The organism is Frateuria defendens (assembly GCF_001182895.1).
Classification (GTDB): domain Bacteria; phylum Pseudomonadota; class Gammaproteobacteria; order Xanthomonadales; family Rhodanobacteraceae; genus Frateuria_B; species Frateuria_B defendens.
Genome location: NZ_LFQR01000178.1, coordinates 1 through 217, shown reverse-complemented (window position 1 = coordinate 217; position 217 = coordinate 1). Strand labels below are relative to the sequence as shown.

Below are 217 nucleotides of genomic sequence, written 5' to 3'. Positions count from 1 at the left end.
CCGCCGTTGTTCATCAGGCCGGTGCGGCTCACTTGCCTGGCCTGATCCTGCGTGACGGTGTTCTGTCCGGCATCGAGGCTGAGGTGGTGGCCCGCCGCCAGCGTCACGTCGTGCGTGCCGGCGATCTGCACCGCCGTGCCGGTCAGGTCGTGGCCGGCCCCCACCGTCACCGTGTCGCCCGACAGCGTGCTGCCCACGCTCCACGTCTGCGCCAGGC

General features: G+C 71.9%; 1 protein-coding gene. It reads right to left on the bottom strand.

All coding sequences use genetic code 11. From position 1 onward, the window contains the following. The coding region (locus ACH65_RS17495) for a hemagglutinin repeat-containing protein (RefSeq protein WP_049623920.1) at positions 1-217 on the bottom strand (217 nt) is incomplete at both ends.